The following is a 14,834-nucleotide window of genomic DNA, read 5'->3' on the forward strand; positions in this document are numbered from 1 at the left end:
TATGAAAATAGGAATTATTGGAACCGGCTCAATAGGAAGCCTTTTAGCAGAAAAATTAGCTGGGGCCGGATACCAGGTAAAAGTTACCAATACCAAGGCAATGCCTGAATTGGAAAAAATTGCGAGCGCTTTGGGTGCAACCCCAGCAAGCATATACGATGTAGTGAAAGGTGTAGATGCAATTATTTTTTCTATGCCCTTCAATACCTACAAAGATCTGCCGAAGGACCTGTTGAAAAATGTCCCCCAGGATGTGGTAGTAATGGATACTTCCAACTATTATCCCTTTAGGGACGGCGAGATTGCAGAACTGCAACAGGTAACCGAAAGCGAATATATTTCAGGCATATTAGACCGCCCGCTTGTAAAGGTGTTCAACAATATGCTGGAAGGTACCTTAAAATACAAGGGCAGACCATCCGGCGCAGCAGACAGGGTAGCTATTTCCATAGCTGGCGATAATCCCGAACATAAAAAAGTAGTCGCTCATCTTGTCGATCTTACAGGCTTTAATACCGTTGACGGCGGAGATTTGGCAGATTCCTGGAGACAGCAGCCTGGGACACCAGCCTACTGTACCGAACTGAACGAGGCGGAACTTAAACAGGCACTTGCCGTTGCTGAAAAAGGAAAAGCCCCCGCAATCCGGGACTTTATCATGGACAACCTGATGAAAAAAGACCAATGGCCTTCATACGAAGAAATTTTAGCGGGCAATCGCTTACATGAGATGGGAAAAAGCAAATAGACAACATTTAAAACAAGTAGCAATGAAAGTATTATACACGGCAGAGGCGACCGCAAACGGAGGCAGAAATGGCAATGTAAGAAGCGATAACGGAGTTTTGGACCTGCAGGTAAGCCCCGAAAGCAATGGGCGGTGCCAGCGATGATTACACTAATCCCGAACAGTTGTTCGCAGCAGGTTACGCAGCCTGTTTTGATAGTGCCCTAAACCATACCATTCGTCTGGAAAAGGTAAAAACTGGTCGAACATCTGTTACTGCAAAAGTTTCAATTGGACCACTTGAGGGAGGCGTATTTGGACTGGCTGTGGAACTAGTGGTAAACATATCAGAAATATCCATTGAAGAAGCCAAGCGACTTACTGAACGGGCACATCAGGTATGTCCCTATTCCAATGCCACCAGAAATAATATCCAGGTGAGCCTTGTTACCACAAATAGCTAAGATTAGGGCTATGAACCTGAGCTGAATCATTATATATAGAATTTAAAAGAATTAAATATGGAAAAGCAAAATCCTACGGTGCTCATCCTAGGTGCCAGCGGAACAATCGGTAGTAAACTCGCAAAAGAGCTCGAAGACCAACCTGTTGATATCCGTATCACTTCCCGTAGGCAGAACGAAGTTGAGCAACTTTGCAGCGAAGGAAAAGACTGCAAGTTTCTAGACCTCGATGATCCAACGACTTTTGCGCTTGCCCTTGCCGGAGTGGATCGAATCTTTCTATTGACCGGTTATACCGTGGGTATGCTCACCCAGAGTAAAACTTTAGTGGATGCGGCTAAAAAAGCGGGCGTTGGCCATATCGTACATGTTGGGGTATTCGCTGAATGGGATACAACTGATGCACATTTTGCATGGCACCAGATGATTGAAAAATACATTGAAACGAGTGGCATGGCATGGACACACCTGCATCCGAATATGTTCATGGAAGCCCTTACAGGAGCTTACCTCCCTAAGAACCTTACTTTCACCACCTATTGGGAAGATCGAAGGGTGGGCTACATTGCCGCCAGTGACATTGCGGCTGTTGCGGCAAAAGTTCTTGTAGATGGCCCTGATAGGCATGCTGGTAAAGATTATTGGTTGAGTGTTGAAAGCTATAGTGGAAAGGAAATCGCCCAATTGATGAGTGAGATAACTGGATTAGAAATCATATCTGACGAAAAAGGCCTTGAAGAATTCAAGCAATTGATTGAAGCGTGGATAGCGGAAGGTGCGGACCGTTGGTACGCCAGCGCCAACATTGAATTTGTCAAGCAAATGCTCGATGCAAGGATGTCCTATATGTCGATGGTACAGAATGATATACCATACATATTGGGAAGGCCAGCGAAAACAGTTAGGGAGTTTTTAGCTGAAAACAAAGAGCTGCTTATAGCCTCGGCCAACCACAAATAAATGCATTCCCGCTCACGGGCTAATCTTTGCCTGTGAGCAGGTACTTAGTCAATCAGTATTCACTTTGATATTTCAGAAAAAAGTTCTCTATTGACCGTGCCCGACTTTCTGCACAAAAAAAAACAAACTTGGTGGGTTAATAATTTACAATCAGCACTTTAACGCAAAACAATATTAATTGCAATATTCTCCACATCGGGGTCATCGAAGATGCATAATTCGAACCACTTTGTGGACGAATTGGTTGAATATTTGTGCTTCGATTGCCCTAACACCGCAAAGCCCCGAAACGTTGTACGTCATTTTATGGAAACACTTGAAGAAAAAATATTAAACTTTGAAAATTGGTCACAACCGTGGACATTTTACAAATTTGTATCCAACGACAAGACATTAAAAGAAAGTGAATTAAATTTGTTCAACGAAATTTGGACAAAAGCAGGTGGCTTTGAATTATGGAATAAGTGTGACTTGATTTATTCTAGAATTTGACACCGACGAGTTAACCTAAGAAAAGCTTCCCGATGAAAAATATATGCTTAGGTTGATTAATGCATATACAAATATTAATATCACATTTTCAGAATTGACAATTGATTTATTATCAAGTAAAAGTTGTAGTTAGAAAAATAGTATAGCAGATTTTTTCTATCTTGGTTAGTAAATGACAGACATATGTTTACAAAAATAAAGATGGGGAACCTGATAGCCCTTTCCCTATTGCTATACGCATTGTTAGCATTCAATTCCTGCGAAAAACAAGACAGGTCAAATGACAGGTTCGTGTGCAACGTAAACGGAAAAACCTGGAAGCCTGCCAATTCGGATCTCAAATATGGTCGCGACGTGAGCGCACACCTGATCGATGAGGGAAAAACATTTTATCTGGACGCTTACCAGGAAGTGACCAGACAGACCGTATCATTATCTATAATGCTTGATCGTGAAGTATCTCCAGGAATATACACATTGGAAGCTGGCAAGCAGACAGCGGAATTCATGGATGCAGGCAAAGGGCTAAAATTCAAGACGCAGATCGGCTCCACTGGTACCCTTGAAATCCTAAAGCTGGACAAAGCAACAAATACGGTACAGGGCAGGTTTAGTTTTATTGCCAAAGAGCAATCGACAGCCGCCACCGCAGATATCACCAATGGCAACTTCAAACTACAGTATACCAACTACTGATACCGATAAAGCAATTGTATTGCAAATCTACCTATGATGCTCATCGTCGGTTTTCAGCACGCCGAAGATCTACCGGATCTAAAACCCGGAGAATAATGATGTTGAGCTCCTGCCCAACTCATTTTTTGCCATGGATCGATTGGTTTCCTAGCTTCAGACTATTAAGCATAAAGTCCTTCTTGCTCAGTATAACCAAGACTCGTTAAAAGACGCTTAAAAAGCTTTTCCGAGAACAATTCGTGCAAATCCATGTTTGTAGGACTAGATATCATGAAAAGAATCCTATCCTACCTCTTCCTGCTTGCTGTATTAGCTACAGCCTGTAAAAAAGAGGGCGAGGCAAACAAAGACCCACTTTACAAAAGATGGTTCGTTTACAAAATCGAAAAACACTACACCGACAAATCCGGCAATGCGGACCGGAATTTCAAATCCTGGTCGAACATCATAGACGATAGGGAAATGTTCTTCGAATTTAGTCGACAAGGCCAATTTTTGACTTACCAGGGAATGGGGAGTTATACGCGAACCGGCCCAACAATCACCTACACGATTGCCGAAGATGCCGGGCACTACCAATACCAATTACGAGAGAATTGTTTAGTGCTTTCGTTCGTCGTGGAAAAGACAAGCTACAATGAGCATGTAACCCTTGAGATGAGGCCGTTCTAGCTTATTAGTTATCCTTTGGTCTTCCCTGAACTAAACAAATCGAAAATCTTAAATGATATTCTTTGCCGGCATTACACCACGTAATTGATTAGTGCAATGGGCTATTGGAGGAAGCTAACCTTCCAGCATGGTATATATATGTTCAAGCTCCTCTCCCAGCTCCAAATGAATCGAAAGCAATCTTTGCACTTCATCAAACTCCTTGCCTTCCAGCTCGCCGCTGGCATAGCGCTCAAGCATACCGCTCTTTATATATTTTTGTGCATCAAATTCCATCGAAATTTTTTTACCGCAAACCGGATATTCGGTTTAAATAGATTGGTAAAGTAAGTCATAATAAACCCGGCAATGCCATAATCGTAAGTAAGATTTGTCACAAACAAGCAACGATTAAATAATAAGCGCTTCATAATCAATACGTTATTAAATTAAAAGATAGTATATCTTCACCTATTCTGTAATGCCAATTTTAATTTAATTCATGGTTATTTTGTTTTTCAGAGCAATTTGGTTAACATTTTATGCTGGGCTTTCAAGAATAACCATACCAGCTGTCCTGCTATTGTAACCTAAGCAAAAGAACCATCCAGGAAATAGCGCAAAATTATACTGCGGGCAATTTCATCAAACATAGACTTATCAATAACCATAGCCATTTTGTGGGATGATGGCAATTGGACAAATAGTATTATCCTAATCACATTTTTTCTCGGTGTTATTAACTTTTTCACGCGCTTCGGAAATATAGCTGTAAGGACTTCTAAAGAAAAAGATGATTAGGAAAAAAACTACAAACATGATTGCCATTATTGCCCAGTGTATTTCTTTTTTCGATTCAAAAAAATAAAATACGGAGAAACATAACGTTGCTGTTATGAGCGACACCAGGAAATTGCGGAAAGTAATTTTCTTTTTCATAAATATTGCCTGAATTCTCAACGTCAGCTACCCTCCAAGAGGTTCGGATTTGTAGTTTAAAAATCTTTAAACACAGAACTTGATTAAGATCGTCATACTAGGCAACGGACAAAGTCGCAGGTTTGTTTCGACCGCGTCACATCCGCTGCAAATGCTGATGCAGGTTCAGGAATGGATTTCGGAAACAGTTTATCTCAAACGAGCAAAAAAGGCCATACACGGTAATTTTAGGGCGCTATGCAAAACCTAGCTTGGCAATACTAGCTATCACTAGGCCATGATTGGGTTATCCGCAATGGGAAGCTTGGCAAACTTCTGTACCTCGATGCTGGGAAACCCAAAGTCCTCGACCACCCTGCCCTCGATCAGATAGCAACCTGCACCGCGAAAGGGATAGGAAGGGGCCGAGTTTGGAAAATGCGTAGTATCAAAGAAATTTCCTTCGGTGTCCAAAAAGGTGCCGAACCACATCTTTTTATTGTTTTTGGTATATACCGTTTTTTCTGTGACGTAAAGGCCCACCATACGTACCGAGGTGCCGACAAACATCGGCAATTGCTTTGCCGTTGCGGCACCACGGTACCGTGTTTTAAGCAGGTCGAACATCGAAAGCGACAGCGGAAATCCCAGCAGTTCCAGTTCATGGTAGGCATCTTCCAAAGCGGTACCTGTCAGTTCGGGCATGGCGTAACTTTTATGCTCAACTGCAAAAAGCTCGGCATGGCTGCTTGGTTTTACCTTTGAGCCAAGCAGCAGATGCACTTCCCACAGCAGTTCCTTTTTGCTCCTTCCGGTAAACCTCAGTGCACCAACACGGATCAGGATGATGCACTGTTCCAAGGTAATGCCCACGCGTTTGACAAAATCTTCCAAAGAAGCAAAGTGTCCGTTGAAGCGCCGTTGCTCGGTAATGAGCTCGATGTACTTTGCTTCAAACCCCTGTATCCCGATAAAGCCCAAATAGGCATCATCGCCAAAGATGGCCACCACCCCAAAACTACGGTTTACGCAGGGCAGGTGCACCTTGGCCCCAGCCTTTGCAAGTTCATGCACATACAGCCACCTGGAATAAAAACCTCCGTAGTTGTTCAGTACCGCCACCATAAACTCCCTGGGGTGATAGGTCTTCAGATACAAACTTTGGTAGCTCTCCACGGCAAAGGAAGCAGAGTGCGCCTTGGAAAAACTGTAGCCCGCAAAACTGGAAACCTGGCGCCAAACTTCCGAAACGATCTCCTTTGGCCTGCCCAGACCCTCGGCCAGTTCGAAGAACCGTTCCACCAGACGATCAAATTCCTTTTTGGAGCGGTATTTCCCGCTCATCCCGCGGCGAAGTATATCCGCATCGGTTCCGTCCATCCCCGCAAAATGGATGCAGATCTTGATCACGTCTTCCTGATAGACCATGACACCATAAGTCTCCTTCAGCCGCTCTTCCATCACAGGGTGCAGGTACACGACTTTTTCAGGCGCATGAAAACTCTCGATATAGGTTTTCATCATCCCAGAACTGGCAACCCCGGGCCTGATGATCGAGCTTGCTGCAACCAGGTTAAGATAGTTGTCGCAGGTCAGCTTGGTCAACAGCTGCCGCATGGCTGGCGATTCGATATAGAAACAGCCAATGGTATTGCCCACCTTCAGCCTTGCGTTCAGGTTCGGATCTTTCATAAAATCCTTTACCTTATGGATATCGATCTTGAGGTTCTGGTTCTGTTCCACCAGCCGTACGGCTTCCTTGATATGTCCGATGCCCCTTTGCGAGAGGATATCGTATTTATCGTAGCCGATCTTCTCCGCTTCGTACATGTCCCACTGCACGGTAGGCATTCCCTTTGGAGGCAGATCCAAAGCGGTATAATAGGTTATCGGCTCTTCCGAAATCAGTACCCCGCCCGCGTGGATGCTCCTTTGGTTGGGCATATCCTGCATCAGGCTATAGATGGCCATTATTTTTTTGAAAGTGGAATTGTCCCTGTTGATAGCAGCCCTACTGGGATCGGTAAAGCCATCGATCTCTGATTTCGGCAGCCCCATTACCTTCCCTATTTCCCGGATGACCGAGCGATCCTTAAAGGTTGACATCGTACCCAGTAGCGCCGTATGTTCCCTTCCGTAGCGCTTAAAGATATAATCCTGCACGTCTTCCCTTTCGTCCCAGGAAAAATCAAGGTCGAAATCCGGCGGCGAGGTACGTTCCGCATTCAGGAAACGCTCGAAATAAAGGTCAAGTTCGATCGGATCGACATCGGTAATGCACAAACAGTAGGCAACGGTCGAATTAGCGCCTGAGCCCCTGCCGACATGGTTATAGCCCTGGTCCTTGGCATAACGGATGATGTCCCAGGTAATTAGAAAGTAGGCGCAAAAGTCCAGATCCACAATCACCTTCAGCTCCTGCCTCACCTTGGCCAAAGCCTCCTTGTTCTTGTTTCCGTAACGGTAGACCATTCCCTTCATCGCCAGTTTTTCCAGCAGCGCCTTATCGTCCTTTTTCGAGCCCGTAAAGGTTTTACGGTTCAAATTGATCCTGCCCAACGGATAATCCATCAGGCAGTCATTCATCATTGCCCGGGTATTGTCCAGAATAAAACTGTGCTTGGCAAACCTGGCCTCCATTTCCCCAGCCTTTAAAAAGCTGTCGGTCGGCCTGCATTTTTCCATCGGCCCTACCATGGTCAGTAGGGTATTTAGATCAATTCCCCGAAGGTATTCGTGCAGACGGTACTCGATCCTATCCGCCACAAAAACCGGCTGCAGGGCAACTAGCTTAGATTTAATTAATGAAATATCGATAGCGAACAGTTCATGCAGCTGGGAGAAATGGATTCCCAGGTACTCGTTTGAACGCAGTTCGCCCAAATAGCCGAAAGGGTAAATCACCTTGGCATCAGAAAAGGCCGGAGCCCTATCTGGAAGTTCCAGCTGCTCGAGGTTATGGTAGGTCAGAAAGTCGTTAAGTTCCTTCATGCCCTCCCTGTTGCGGGCAATGCCGATGAACAGCAATTTTTTATCCCGCCGAAATTCGATGCCCGCGATCGGCTTTAGGCCGTTATCGCTGCACTCGCGAAAAAACTCCATCACACCTGTAGAGTTATTGACATCGGTCAGCGCAAGTTGGGTGATGCCATGGCCGATGGCCTCTGATACAATTTTTTCAATGGACATCGTACCATAACGCAGGCTGTACCGGGAGTGGACATTGATATACATAGCCTTACATATTGAGGTTCAAGGTCGAGGCAAGTGCTATGGAATCCTGGCCGAAGCGTCTTCTGATCCTGTCCATTGCCTGGCACAGGGAATAGGCCTGCTTGGAAGAGGAATACATATCCATCTGCTCAAAACCAGATACAAGGTGGGAAAAGCGCACGCCTACCAGCCGCAAAAGCATCCGTTTAGCATACAGTGATTTGAAAAGCTCCTTGGTCTTCAGCAGCAGCACCTTGTCCAGGGAAGTGTAAGGGATCATGGCCTGCTTGGTCACCGTCTCGAAATTGGAATAGCGGATCGTTACGGTCACGCAGGCGGTCAGTTTCTGCTTTTCCCGCAATTCAAAGCCCAGATCCATGACCATTGCGGTCAGCATTTGGTTGATCGCTTCCACGTCGATGGTATCCGCCTTAAAGGTACTTTGGGTTCCAATGCTCTTCTGTTCGGTATAAGGGACAACAGGCGAATGGTCTATGCCTTTTGCCTTGTTGAGCAGCACCAGTCCATTTTTTCCCAGCACCGAAACCATCATATCTGGATGTACCTGCGAAAGGTTGATGATCCTCCGAATGCCCATATCCGAGAGCTTGACAAAGGTCTTCTCCCCAAGACCCGGAATTTTTTTGATCGATAGCGGATTCAAAAAGGGAACCACCCCAGGTTGCTCTATGTTCAGCTCGCCGTTGGGCTTGCATTCATTGGTAGCCATCTTGGAAACGGTTTTATTCACCGAAAGGCCGAAGGAAATCGGCAGCCCGGTTTCCTTTATCACCGTTGCCCGCAGCTCGTGCGCATATTTCATTACTCCATGGAAACGGTCCATTCCGGTCATATCGATATAATGCTCATCGATACTTGCCTTTTCAATCAATGGTACACGTTCACGAAGGATATCGGTAATCTCCAGCGAGGCCTTGGAGTACTCGTCCATATTCCCGCGAACAAATACAGCATGCGGGCATAATAGTTTGGCCATCCTTGAGGGCATGGCAGAATGTATTCCAAACTTCCTGGCCTCGTAACTGCACGAGGCCACCACCCCGCGATCGGAGCTACCTCCGATTATGACGGGCTTGCCGGCCAGGGATGGATCTTTGCGTACCTCAACGGACACAAAAAAAGCATCCTGGTCCATATGGATGATGTGTTTATCGCCAGACATAATTTTAATAGTTGATTGGGATTACAAATTTATACTAAATATATTAGTGTATTATCAACAAAATACTAACATTTTTAGTTTTCATAATCTCATTCTATCAATTGAAGCGGCCAACATCGACACCCTGGATTTTAGGTTAAATGAAATTGCAAATTGCCTTTACGCTCCAAATATATTTGAAATCCGCAAACGAAGGGAATAGGTTTTGCACCAGGCTGGCCCAAAATTGAATCATGCGGAATTTTGACCTATAAGCCAAAAAGTAAGTCACGAGATATTGATCGGCGAATTGATGCAACACACGGACTTCACTACATACTTACAGTTTCACTCATTGAGATGGAAGCTTTCTTCGACCAAAATAAGCTATACCCGCATAGCTGGAGCGCTGGATCGGGAAAGATACTTGTAGCAAGCCATAGTACCAAGAATTTATAATGGCATTTGAAACCATATCTGCAATCGGTAAAAAGGCCCTTCCAAAGGAAAGGCCTTGATGAAAGCTCCGATTGAATTACTTTTTTTTGGTAGCCTTGCCAGCCTTGTCGGCAATGTACTTTTCGATCACCGTCCTTTCATTGGAGCCGGTTGCGCGTTTTGCCCCGACAACCTGCTGGATGCTCACCTTCATTTTTGCCGCTACGTGCGAAAGCTCATAGTCCTGTGAGGAATTCACCTTCTTTCTGTCGCTTGGTCCTGTCTTTGCCATAATTTATTTTTTTAGTTTAGGTTGTCAAGGTAATTATTTGTCCAAAGCCTCCCAATGGACAGCTTTTTTTGTTAAACATCACAAATCCACGAATGTTTCAGGAATATAACCGCTGCTCTTTTGTATAATAGGCCGGCCGTCCACCGATTTTTTCCGAAAGGATTTTTTTGCCGGTCGGGCTCTCCTGGATCTTGGCACCGTGGATCTTCATCGCATCGCGCAGTTCGCCTTTGAGTTGCTCCCCGTTCTCCTTTGCAATAAATTCAATGGCTTCCTTTAGAACCAAGGCCATGCTGCCGTACAGCTTTTTCATTTGGGCCTTTGGGATAGCCGAGGCAATCGAAAATGGTGAAATCCTGGCCTGCCAGAGTATTTCGTCGGCATAGGAATTCCCAATTCCGCGAATTGCCTTTTGGTCCATCAACACTTCCTTTATCATTTTTTTCCGCTTTAAAAGCAGGGCGACGAACTCGGCGTGAGAGATATCGAGCGCATCGGGAGCCTTGGGTTTTTCCGGATCCAGGGTCGGGGTTGCCTGTTTGAGGATATCCACTACCGCAAAACCTTCGCCACCGGAAAAACGGAAGGTGAAAACGGTGAACCTGGGAAGTTCCGATCCCTTTTCCAGATGCTGGAGTTCCCCCCGCAGCATCAGGTGGATTCCCAGCACATGCTCGCCAAACCTGAGCTGCAGGGTCTTTCCCTCCCGGCGGACCTCGGCCAGCCTTTCTCCCTCCAAGGCCTTTTTCGCCCGCTCAGTGGGAACCTTCAGCTTATTTGATACGATGAAATCGATTTCCTTAAGGTTCTTTCCCAAAAACCTTCGGGATAAAATCTCCGCAAATACGGTCAAGTCCGGTAGTTCTGCCATAGCTTTAAATATTATACGCTCAAATATTTCTTGATCTGCTTCACCGAATTTCCGTTCAGAACGATTGCATCCTTCAGATCCTGCTCCGAGAGCTGGAACTCCTGCGCCCAACGGGCAATGTCCGCCGGATCATCGGCATTTATCTCGCGGTGCTCATCCTGGTCCACAAAAGGCTCGAGCGTATCGGCATCGTCCTCGATCGAAAACTGCTTTTCTGTTTGTTCGGTATCAGGGATGTTTTCCCCGAAGCCAAAATCATCCTTGTTCTCTTCCATCTTTATTTTATAAGGTGCATTTTTATATCAAAAAAATTCATTCTACTTTAGGATTGCCGTTTTATGATCAAGCCCTTTTCCAGGCGTACCGCTGAAGATAGCGCCTTAGAGCTTTAGCCGATCGATCGCATCGATATCCTAAGGTCCTCCATCCTACGCACGGGTAAAACTTGTACCGCCCTGCCTTGGCACACGCGGATTTTCTGCACGCCCTCCCATCCAAATGAAATTCGCAATGGTGGCGAAAAGCATGATGATCCCGGATCACAACCTTAGTTTGGCCGAATCGCCGCCCTTTCGCGTCCTTGGGCTGGCAGGTCTTTGAAAAATCGCGGTTTAGTTCGCATTTTCAGTCCCAACGCTCAACCGTTCTGCAGGAGTGGAACATCGCCGTTTCGAAAAAGTTTCAGCGGAAACCAAATACAGGTATTGCTTCCCGGAGCAACTATTGGCGAACCATGCAGGCGCACGAAAAGGGCGAGCATGCTGGCAGCTGAGCCTATTTTGATAACAAACCATGTTGTAGGGATGATCCGAACGCCCGGCAAAGCGGAATGACGGAACCGATAGCCGATTGGCCGCTCCTGATTAATCGGTATCCTAGCTGCCTGTTTCTTTGGAAAATGAGTTCAATGCCGCCTTTGCTTTCTCCGGCTTTTGCATAAGCAGCGGCCGTTTCGCCCATTTCACCTTTTCGAAAACCTTATTGGGATACCGGTGTTCCAACCTCGAATCAGCAACCTTTAAAACACATGAGCGAAAAAATTTCAGCGTATGTCCGCACCTGCGCAGATCTACTCACTGCAAAAAGGCTTACCCTTGCCTTCGCCGAAAGCGCTACCTGCGGCAGGATCGCCGCCGAGTTTTCCATGGCAACCGATGCGGGCAAGTTTCTGTTGGGGGGACTTGGCTGCTACAATGCCTATATAAAGGAAAAGCTTTTGGACGTTGACCCCTTGCTGATCAAATATTTTACTCCAGAATCACCGGAAGTGACCTTTGCCATTACCCAGGGACTGGACAAACTTTTCCACGCCGATATACTCATAGGCTGCACCGGACACCTGTCCGGGAGGCAGCGAGACAAGGGACAAGCCAGTGGGTACCATGTTCATTCACGGTATCCATAAAGGGAAAAGATATTCCAGGACCGTTCCACATTTTAAGGGGACCAGCACGATATCATTGGAAGCACCATTGAGCGCACGGCCTTACTGCTACAGGACTACCTTAAAAAACCTAACACTAACCCAGAGATATGAAAAAAGCAATCTATTACCTTATTCTGATTGGCGTACTGCCCATAGCGGCAAGCGCCCAGCGCGGACTGCCGCCCAAGGAATCCACCCGGCAGACCCTGGTCACCAAGTATCCCCAGCACCTGGACTTTCTTCCCGAAATGGTGAAGCTCCTGAAAGCGCCATCCGGATTCCAGGTCAGTATCGCAGCCTCCGGCCTGGGCAAGCCCCGTATGCTGCAACAGGGACCAGATGGTTCACTGTATGTAACAAGGCGCGATGCGGGCGACGTACTGATGTTAAAGGACGGCGACGGAGACGGCAGGTTCGAAGACCTGGTAACAGTGCTGTCCGACTTTAAGGGCGTTCACGGCATCGCCTTAAAAGACGGCTACATGTACCTTGCAAACAACACCCAGCTAAGAAGATATCCAATGAATCCCGACGGCATGCTCGGAGATATGGAACTGTTGATAAGCGATCTTCCAAACGGTGGCCAGCATCCCAACCGCACCATAGCTTTCGGACCCGATGGAATGCTCTACATCAGTGTGGGTACACTTTGCAACGACTGCAAGGAAAGCGATAAGGAGGCAGCCACCATGCTACAGGTGGATCCAAAGACCTGGAAGAGAAAAATTTTTGCGAGCGGCCTTAGAAATACGATAGGTTTTGGCTTCCACCCAGCCACCGGAGAGATGTGGGGCATCGACAACGGAGGGGACGGCAAGGGAAGCAAATGGCCTCCCGAAGAAGTGAACAAAATAGAAATGGGCGGGGATTACGGCTTCCCCTACGCCTATGGAAAGCAGGAAGTGGACAGGACCCGGGAAGATCCGGCCGGCAACACCAAGGAGGAGGTTGCCAAAATGACCAAGCCCTCTGTACTGGAACTCACCGCCCACCAGGCTCCGATCGGTTTTAGTTTTATCAACAACGCATCGAACCTTCCATCGGGATGGGGAGACGATGGCCTTGTCGCCTGGCACGGATCATGGAACGCTTCAAAACCGGTGGGCTTTAAAGTGCAGCGTATCATTTTTGAAAACGGAACGGCGGTAGCAACGGAGGATTTTCTAACCGGTTTCCTAAGGCCGGGATTCCCTATCTTCCACAGAAAGACTAGGTTCGGACGGCCTGCAGGCGTTACAGTGACTCCACAGGGGGTTACCTATGTTTCCGATGACGCCAACGGAGTGATTTACGCAGTAAAAAAAACCAGATAACATGAAAGCAACCAACAAATACATCTCCCTAGCAGCAATAGCAATGCTCGTTTTTGGCTGCATTGCCCAAAAACCCACCGAGCGCATCTCCTTCATGGCCGATGAGGCCTATCCCGAAGGCATCGCCTTTGACAGCACAGCCAATGTCTATTACGTTTCCTCGGCAAGGCTTGGTACGATCGGCAAGGTTAGCCCCCAGGGAAGCTATTCGGTCCTTTACCAGGACAACAGCCTTAAATCAACCTATGGCGTAAAGGTCCACGGCAACAAACTGATCTTTTGTGCAGGGGATGCCAACTACAGCAAATTTACCTCGCCCGATACCAGAACCAAAATGGCAAGGCTGCTAGCGGTAGATACCCGAACCGGCAGCAAACTGATGGATGTGGACCTTTCCCAGCTTGTTCCGGGAAAACATTTTCCAAACGACATTGCCATCGACCCTCAGGGCAACATGTACGTCACCGACAGTTTCGCCCATGCGATCTACAAGGTGAGTCCCGAGGGCAAGGCCAGTGTTTTTGCAAAAAGCAAGCTTTTCCAGACCATGGGCGTTGGGCTTAACGGTATTGTCTACCATCCCGAAGGCTACCTTGTTGCCTGCAGCAGCAGCACAGGACAGTTCTACAAAGTGGATATCCAAAACCCTGAAAACGTACGTAAAGTAAGCATCGATCAGTTCTTCCTTGGAGCCGACGGACTTTTGCTGGATGACAGTTCCCATCTGAGCGTGGTTGTGAACGGCGGGACCGACAAGATCTTCCGCCTGGAAAGTACCGACAACTGGCAGTCGGCGAAGCTCTCGGCCAGCACGCTTGCATCCGACAGGTTTACCTACCCTTCCACCGCCACCAGGTTCCAGAACAGCACCTGGGTAATGAATGCCAAGTTTTCCGAATTGGTGGACAGCAACAGCGTACCTTCGAAAAACTTTGCAATACAGAAAGTGGTCTTCAAGCCACTTCCAAAACCAAAGAACTGATTACCATCCTAATTAAAACGGAAAGGCAGCTAAAAAGCTGCCTTTCCGTTTTAATAACGGCAATGATTCAAACTTACCAATTTGCTCTCGCCAATCCCCAAAGCAGGCCATAACGGGCAAAGGCTATAAAGGCAAAGCGGTACCCAGGTCGGTCACGAACGGTTGCAAAATCGGCATTTTCGGTATCCGAACCAGCTCTAAGGCTTCGATCGCAATGGCGATAAAACAT

The 14,834-nt window shown here is 46.7% G+C and carries 15 protein-coding genes; 9 read left to right on the forward strand and 6 right to left on the reverse strand.

Features of this window, described 5'->3' with window-relative positions; genetic code table 11:
- Position 1 precedes the first annotated feature (1 nt).
- The 6 genes from DUT69_RS10795 (at position 2) to DUT69_RS10820 (ending at position 4,011) form a co-directional block, all read left to right on the forward strand.
- Positions 2–748 (forward strand): NADPH-dependent F420 reductase, encoded by a 747-nt coding sequence (locus DUT69_RS10795; protein ID WP_113653228.1) that lies wholly within the window; start codon positions 2–4, stop codon positions 746–748.
- Positions 749–770: 22 nt separating this feature from the next.
- Positions 771–893 (forward strand): OsmC family protein, encoded by a 123-nt coding sequence (locus DUT69_RS19495; RefSeq protein ID WP_262511038.1) that lies wholly within the window; start codon positions 771–773, stop codon positions 891–893.
- Entirely contained in the window at positions 874–1,191 is a 318-nt protein-coding gene (locus DUT69_RS10800) for an Ohr family peroxiredoxin (protein WP_240186700.1), read from the forward strand. The genes DUT69_RS19495 and DUT69_RS10800 overlap by 20 nt, the downstream gene beginning before the upstream one ends.
- Before the next feature lie 57 nt (positions 1,192–1,248).
- Complete coding sequence (locus tag DUT69_RS10805) at positions 1,249–2,151, forward strand: NmrA family NAD(P)-binding protein (RefSeq protein ID WP_113653229.1); 903 nt, start codon at positions 1,249–1,251, stop codon at positions 2,149–2,151.
- Between the two features lie 675 nt (positions 2,152–2,826).
- The gene (locus DUT69_RS10815) at positions 2,827–3,339 is read left to right on the forward strand and encodes a DUF6252 family protein (RefSeq protein ID WP_113653231.1); all 513 of its coding nucleotides are present in this window, start codon (positions 2,827–2,829) and stop codon (positions 3,337–3,339) included.
- A 270-nt stretch (positions 3,340–3,609) separates the two neighbouring features.
- Positions 3,610–4,011, forward strand: a complete 402-nt coding sequence (locus tag DUT69_RS10820) for a hypothetical protein (RefSeq protein ID WP_162796280.1) — start codon at positions 3,610–3,612, stop codon at positions 4,009–4,011.
- Positions 4,012–4,125: 114 nt separating this feature from the next.
- Here DUT69_RS10820 and DUT69_RS19260 read toward each other — a convergent pair whose 3' ends face one another.
- The 6 genes from DUT69_RS19260 to DUT69_RS10845 all read right to left on the reverse strand — a co-directional run bounded on the left by DUT69_RS19260 (position 4,126) and on the right by DUT69_RS10845 (position 11,159).
- Complete coding sequence (locus DUT69_RS19260) at positions 4,126–4,287, reverse strand: hypothetical protein (protein ID WP_162796281.1); 162 nt, start codon at positions 4,285–4,287, stop codon at positions 4,126–4,128.
- A 912-nt stretch (positions 4,288–5,199) separates the two neighbouring features.
- Positions 5,200–8,142: a DNA polymerase III subunit alpha gene (locus DUT69_RS10825; protein WP_113653233.1), complete on the reverse strand. Its 2,943-nt coding sequence runs from the start codon at positions 8,140–8,142 to the stop codon at positions 5,200–5,202.
- 4 nt (positions 8,143–8,146) lie between these two features.
- A complete protein-coding gene (dinB, locus tag DUT69_RS10830) occupies positions 8,147–9,304 on the reverse strand; it encodes a DNA polymerase IV (protein ID WP_113653234.1) in 1,158 nt (385 codons plus the stop codon).
- A gap of 514 nt (positions 9,305–9,818) precedes the next feature.
- Entirely contained in the window at positions 9,819–10,013 is a 195-nt protein-coding gene (locus tag DUT69_RS10835) for a DUF3606 domain-containing protein (protein WP_113653235.1), read from the reverse strand.
- Positions 10,014–10,110: 97 nt separating this feature from the next.
- Positions 10,111–10,884: a DNA-formamidopyrimidine glycosylase family protein gene (locus DUT69_RS10840; protein ID WP_113653236.1), complete on the reverse strand. Its 774-nt coding sequence runs from the start codon at positions 10,882–10,884 to the stop codon at positions 10,111–10,113.
- 11 nt (positions 10,885–10,895) lie between these two features.
- A complete protein-coding gene (locus DUT69_RS10845; RefSeq protein ID WP_113653237.1) occupies positions 10,896–11,159 on the reverse strand; it encodes a DUF3606 domain-containing protein in 264 nt (87 codons plus the stop codon).
- Between the two features lie 752 nt (positions 11,160–11,911).
- Here DUT69_RS10845 and DUT69_RS10855 point away from each other — a divergent pair.
- The 3 genes from DUT69_RS10855 (at position 11,912) to DUT69_RS10865 (ending at position 14,605) form a co-directional block, all read left to right on the forward strand.
- Positions 11,912–12,289 (forward strand): CinA family protein, encoded by a 378-nt coding sequence (locus DUT69_RS10855; RefSeq protein WP_240186701.1) that lies wholly within the window; start codon positions 11,912–11,914, stop codon positions 12,287–12,289.
- Between the two features lie 128 nt (positions 12,290–12,417).
- Entirely contained in the window at positions 12,418–13,623 is a 1,206-nt protein-coding gene (locus tag DUT69_RS10860; RefSeq protein WP_113653239.1) for a PQQ-dependent sugar dehydrogenase, read from the forward strand.
- A gap of 1 nt (position 13,624) precedes the next feature.
- Positions 13,625–14,605 (forward strand): gluconolaconase, encoded by a 981-nt coding sequence (locus DUT69_RS10865; RefSeq protein WP_205314251.1) that lies wholly within the window; start codon positions 13,625–13,627, stop codon positions 14,603–14,605.
- The last annotated feature ends 229 nt before the right edge of the window (positions 14,606–14,834 follow it).

The organism is Pedobacter namyangjuensis (assembly GCF_003313325.1).
GTDB lineage: Bacteria > Bacteroidota > Bacteroidia > Sphingobacteriales > Sphingobacteriaceae > Pedobacter > Pedobacter namyangjuensis.

Coding starts and splice junctions, on each gene's coding strand:
- DUT69_RS10800 (WP_240186700.1), top strand. CDS start 874: ATGGGCGGTGCCAGCGATGATTACACTAATCCCGAACAGTTGTTCGCA.
- DUT69_RS10855 (WP_240186701.1), top strand. CDS start 11,912: ATGAGCGAAAAAATTTCAGCGTATGTCCGCACCTGCGCAGATCTACTC.
- DUT69_RS10825 (WP_113653233.1), bottom strand. CDS start 8,142: ATGTATATCAATGTCCACTCCCGGTACAGCCTGCGTTATGGTACGATG.
- DUT69_RS10845 (WP_113653237.1), bottom strand. CDS start 11,159: ATGGAAGAGAACAAGGATGATTTTGGCTTCGGGGAAAACATCCCTGAT.
- DUT69_RS10865 (WP_205314251.1), top strand. CDS start 13,625: ATGAAAGCAACCAACAAATACATCTCCCTAGCAGCAATAGCAATGCTC.
- DUT69_RS10820 (WP_162796280.1), top strand. CDS start 3,610: ATGAAAAGAATCCTATCCTACCTCTTCCTGCTTGCTGTATTAGCTACA.
- dinB (WP_113653234.1), bottom strand. CDS start 9,304: ATGTCTGGCGATAAACACATCATCCATATGGACCAGGATGCTTTTTTT.
- DUT69_RS19495 (WP_262511038.1), top strand. CDS start 771: ATGAAAGTATTATACACGGCAGAGGCGACCGCAAACGGAGGCAGAAAT.
- DUT69_RS10835 (WP_113653235.1), bottom strand. CDS start 10,013: ATGGCAAAGACAGGACCAAGCGACAGAAAGAAGGTGAATTCCTCACAG.
- DUT69_RS10840 (WP_113653236.1), bottom strand. CDS start 10,884: ATGGCAGAACTACCGGACTTGACCGTATTTGCGGAGATTTTATCCCGA.
- DUT69_RS10805 (WP_113653229.1), top strand. CDS start 1,249: ATGGAAAAGCAAAATCCTACGGTGCTCATCCTAGGTGCCAGCGGAACA.
- DUT69_RS19260 (WP_162796281.1), bottom strand. CDS start 4,287: ATGGAATTTGATGCACAAAAATATATAAAGAGCGGTATGCTTGAGCGC.
- DUT69_RS10860 (WP_113653239.1), top strand. CDS start 12,418: ATGAAAAAAGCAATCTATTACCTTATTCTGATTGGCGTACTGCCCATA.
- DUT69_RS10795 (WP_113653228.1), top strand. CDS start 2: ATGAAAATAGGAATTATTGGAACCGGCTCAATAGGAAGCCTTTTAGCA.
- DUT69_RS10815 (WP_113653231.1), top strand. CDS start 2,827: ATGTTTACAAAAATAAAGATGGGGAACCTGATAGCCCTTTCCCTATTG.